At 63.9% G+C, this 4,737-nt stretch carries 4 protein-coding genes; all 4 read left to right on the top strand.

Going from position 1 to position 4,737, the window contains the following annotated elements; genetic code table 11:
- Positions 1 to 187, top strand: a 187-nt coding sequence (locus tag N3J91_14480) for a hypothetical protein (GenBank protein MCX8157630.1), incomplete at its 5' end; no start/stop codon positions are given.
- Positions 188 to 241: 54 nt separating this feature from the next.
- The gene (locus N3J91_14475; GenBank protein MCX8157629.1) at positions 242 to 1,813 is read left to right on the top strand and encodes an SPFH domain-containing protein; all 1,572 of its coding nucleotides are present in this window, start codon (positions 242 to 244) and stop codon (positions 1,811 to 1,813) included.
- 12 nt (positions 1,814 to 1,825) lie between these two features.
- Complete coding sequence (locus N3J91_14470) at positions 1,826 to 3,016, top strand: hypothetical protein (protein ID MCX8157628.1); 1,191 nt, start codon at positions 1,826 to 1,828, stop codon at positions 3,014 to 3,016.
- A 231-nt stretch (positions 3,017 to 3,247) separates the two neighbouring features.
- Complete coding sequence (gene mpl, locus N3J91_14465) at positions 3,248 to 4,642, top strand: UDP-N-acetylmuramate:L-alanyl-gamma-D-glutamyl-meso-diaminopimelate ligase (GenBank protein ID MCX8157627.1); 1,395 nt, start codon at positions 3,248 to 3,250, stop codon at positions 4,640 to 4,642.
- Positions 4,643 to 4,737: the final 95 nt, after the last annotated feature.

Here is a 4,737-nt window from a genome sequence, read left to right as displayed (position 1 = left end):
AGATGTGTATAAGAGACAGGGGGAGATAGCGTATATCCAGGCGGGGACGCGGTACAATGCGCCGGCGCGGACGGAGGATGGGCAGGCGGTGGCGGCGGGGCAGTTGGTGCGGATCAAGCGGGTGGTGGGGACGCAGTTTTATGTGGAACCGTTGAACCAGAAGGCAGCCGGCCGGACGGGAAGCTGAAGTGAATGTGAATTGCAAGCGGCACGAAACCATCGAGGAATACCAATGCAAATTATGATGACGCCTGTGATGTTTGCGGAGATCACGACGCCGGTGCTGGTGGGACTGGGCATTGGCGCGTTGTTGTTTGTGTTTTTCCTGTTTGCGGCGCTGTGGGCCAGCCGGTTCACGAAGGTGGGGCCGAACGAGGTGCTGGTGGTGTCGGGGCGGAAGCACCGGCTGGAGGACGGGACGGAGGTGGGGTTCCGGATTGTGAAGGGCGGGGGCACGTTTGTGATGCCGGTGGTGGAGAAGGTGGACGTGCTGTCGCTGGAGCTGCTGACGATTGATGTGCAGACGCCGGAGGTTTATACGGTGAAGGGGGTGCCGGTGCGGGTGGACGGGGTGGCGCAGATCAAGGTGAAGGGGGATGATGTGAGCATCCGGACGGCGGCGGAGCAGTTTTTGAGCAAGGGGCGGGAGGAGATCAAGAACATTGCGACGCAGACGTTGGAGGGGCATTTGCGGGCGATTTTGGGGACGTTGAGCGTGGAGGACATCTACCAGAACCGGGATGCGTTTGCGGCGAAGGTGCAGGAGGTGGCGGCGGGGGACATGGCGAACATGGGGCTGGCGATCGTGAGTTTCACGATACGAGACATCCGGGACAACCAGGGCTATTTGGAGGCGCTGGGCAAGCCGCGGATCGCGCAGGTGAAACGGGACGCGCAGATTGCGCAGGCGGAGGCGGATCGGGATGCGATGATCAAGAGCGCGGAGGCGATGCAGAAGGGGCAGGAGGCGAAGTTTGCGGCGGATACGAAGATTGCGGAGGCGCAGCGGGATTACCAGATCAACGTGGCGACGTATCAGGCGGCGGTGAACAAGCAGAAGGCGGAGGCGGATCTGGCGTATGATTTGCAGAAGTACAAGACGGGGCAGTTGGTGAAGGCGGAGGAGGTGCAGGTCAACATCATTGAGAAGCAGAAGCAGATTGAGTTGCAGGAGCAGGAGATCCGGCGGAAGGAGCGGGAGCTGCAGGCGAATGTGCAGAAGCCGGCGGAGGCGGAGCGGTACAAGGTGGAGACGCTGGCCAACGCCAGGAAGTACCAGCTTGAGACGGAGGCGGCGGGCGCGGCGGAGGCGACGAAGCTGGCGGGCTTTGCGAGCGCGGAGGCGGCCAAGGCGCAGGGTCTGGCGCAGGCGGAGATTGTGAAGGCCACGGGTCTGGCGCAGGCGGAGGCGGAGCGGGCGAAGGGTCTGGCGGAGGCGGCGGTGATCGAGGCGCAGGGCAAGGCGCAGGCGGAGGCGATGCGGTTGAAGGCGGAGTCGTTCAAGCTGTACAACCAGGCGGCGGTGATCGAGATGCTGGTGAAGGCGCTGCCGGAGGTGGCGGCGCGGATCAGCGAGCCGTTGAGCAAGATGGAGAAGATGGTGATCATCAACTCGGGGCCGGGGCCCGGGGGCGGGGCGAGCAAAGTGACGGGGGACGTGACGCAGATCATCAGCCAGTTGCCGCCGGTGATCGAGAGTTTGACGGGCATCAAGTTTGAGAAGCTGCTGGAGCAGGTGCCGGCGCTGCGGCAGGCGATGGAGGGGAGTGGCAAGGCGGAGGGCGGGCAGAAGCCGCCGGGGGCCGGCAGTTAAGCGAGGCGGGGCATGCGGCTGCTCGAAGCCATCATGGAGGCGCAGAGCCGCGCCGGGGGCGGGGGCGAGGGGGAGGAGCGGGTGCCCGCCGCCGCGCACGGGGAGGGGCTGCCGCTGGTGGTGTTGAGCTGCGTGGATCCGCGATTGAACGGGCGGCTGCCGCGGGCGCTGGGGCTGGGGGAGGAGCAGTTCATCTGGCTGCGGAATGCGGGGAATATTGTGACGGGGCCGTTGAGCAGCACGCTGCGGTCGCTGGCGCTGGCGTGTCTGGTGAAGGGGGGGCGGGAGATTGCGGTGATTGGGCACACGGGCTGCCAGGTGGCGCAGACGAGCATGCTGGAGCTGACGGAGGCGATGAAGAAGCTGGGGATCGAGCGGAGGCGGCTGCCGGAGAATTTGGTGGAGTATTTCGGGTTGTTTGCCAGCGAGCGGCAGAATGTGATCAAGGCGGTGGAGTTCATCCGGGGCAGTCCGTTGATTGGGCCGCGAATACCGGTGCATGGGTTGATGATCCACACGGAGACGGGGCGGCTGGAGTGGGTGGTGAATGGGTATCAGGCGCTGGAGCAGGCCACGACGGAGTACCGTTCCAGCATTCGGCCACCGCAAACGGTGGGGGTGCCGGGGGACGAGCTGCCCGGGTTCAGGGTGGAGGGCCTGGCGATGCCGGAGACGAAGATCGGCGAGGTGACGACGGGGGCGGGGATGGGCGCCAGCACGGTGCAGCCCGCCGCGGCGGCGGCGCTGGGCGAGGCGGGGGCGGCTGCGGGGGCCATTGGGTCGGTGCAGTCGGCGGCGCCGGCGGCGGCCGGGGGAGGGCCGGCGGCGGCGGAGCGTGGGAAGGGGACGCTGGCGCAGCGGGTGGGGGAGCGGGTGGGGCAGACGGTGGCGGAAAAGGTGACGGAGTTTTTGGAGGCGCGGCTGGAGGGGGCGGAGACGGCGGGGCAGGCGGTGGAGGTGTTGCTCAAGAAAATTGATCCCAACCGACGGTACACGTTGATCGGGAGTGATCAGAAGCGGTATGGGCCGGTGTCGGGGCGGATCGTGCAGCAGTGGTTGAGCGACAACCGGATAGACGCCAACACGCCGGTGCAGGTGGAAGGGTCCAACGTCTGGCAGACGTTGGCGACGTTGCCGGAGGCGAAGGGGGTGCGGTTGCCGCCGCCCATTCCGACGTCGGAATCGCGGAAGCGAGGGCGGTGAGGAGGAAAGGCGGAGGGGGAAGTGCGAAGGGGGAAATGCAAAATGCAAGGTGCAAAGGGCAAAGTGTAAAGTGGGAGAGTGCGGGGGCGAGGGGGCAGGGGGAGGGTTGGGTTGAGGGGGGTGGTTTTGTGAGGATGGCGGTGGGGTGGGTTTTCGGGGAGGAGCCAGGGAGGGGGGCGCGCCTGCATTTTATGCTTGGGAAAGGAAGGTTTTTTTCGTCATCATGGGGTCATGTTCACGGCAGTGAAGTCGGTTCATTTTGTCGGCATTTGCGGGACGGCGATGGCGTCGGCGGCGGCGGCGCTGTATGAGAAGGGCGTGCAGGTGACGGGGTCGGATGCGAATGTGTATCCGCCGATGTCCACGTTTCTGGCGCAGAAGGGCATCGAGGTGATGCTGGGGTACGGGGAGAAGAATCTGGCGCACAAGCCGGATTTGGTGGTGATCGGCAACGCGATATCGCGGGGCAATCCGGAGGCGGAGGCGGTGCTGGAGAAGCGGCTGCGGTATTGTTCGCTGCCGGAGTTGTTGAAGTATTTTTTCATTCAGGGGAAACGGTCGCTGGTGATCACGGGGACGCACGGGAAGACGACGACGACATCGCTGCTGGCGTGGGTGTTTGAGCACAATGGGTTGAATCCGAGTTTTTTGATTGGGGGCATACCCAACAATTTTAATCAGGGGGCGCGGTTCACGGAGAGCGAGTGGTTCATCATCGAGGGGGACGAGTATGACACGGCGTTTTTTGACAAGCGGAGCAAGTTCATGCATTACCTGCCGGAGGTGGCGGTGATCAATAATCTGGAGTTTGATCACGCGGACATATTTGAGAATTTGGGGGCGATTCAGACGGCGTTTCGGCGGTTCATCAATTTGATACCGCGCAACGGGCTGCTGCTGGCGAACAACGAGGATGCGAATCTGGCGCCGCTGCTGGAGCATCTGCCGTGTCCGCTGAAGCGGTTTGGGCTGGGGGCGGATGCGGCGTTGCAGGCGTTTAATTTGCGGTTTGGGCCGACGGCGTGCGAGTTTGAGATACCGAGTTTCAAGTTTCATCTGAATCTGGTGGGGGAGCACAACGTGCGCAACGCGCTGGCGGTGATCGGGGTGGCGAAGCATTGCGGGTTGAGCAACAAGCAGATTCAAAGCGCGTTTGACACGTTCAAGGGGGTGCGGCGGCGGCTGGAGGTGCGGGGGATCGCGGGTGGGGTGACGGTAGTGGATGATTTTGGGCATCATCCGACGGCGATCCGGGAGACGTTGAAGGCGCTGCGGATCAAGTATCCGCAGCAGCGGTTGTGGGCGGTGTTTGAGCCGCGGTCGAACACCACGCGGCGCAATGTGTTTCAGACGGAGCTGCCGCTGGCGTTCAGCGAGGCGGATGCGGTGGTGATAGCGGAGGTGGCGCGGCTGGAGCAGGTGCCGCCGCACGAGCGGCTGAATCCGAAGCAGCTCATGGAGGATCTGGTGGCGCTGGGCAAGCCGGCAGCGTACCTGCCGGATGTGGAGGCGATCGTGAAGCATCTGGTGCAGCATGCCGAGCCGGGGGATGTGGTGTGCATATTCAGTAATGGGGGGTTTGGGGGCATCCACGGGAAGTTGTTGGAGCAGTTGCAGCGGAGGTAGGGAAGGGAGAGGGGGAGGGGGAGGGGGAAGTGCAAAGGGGGAAATGCAAAATGCAAAGTGCAAAATGCAAAATGCAAAATGGGGGAGTGCGGAGG

The sequence above is a fragment of the Verrucomicrobiia bacterium genome (genome assembly GCA_026414565.1).
Taxonomy (GTDB): Bacteria; Verrucomicrobiota; Verrucomicrobiia; order Limisphaerales; family Fontisphaeraceae; genus Fontisphaera.
Note: the sequence above shows the minus strand (reverse complement) of the source record. Positions and strands in the feature narration are given on the sequence as shown.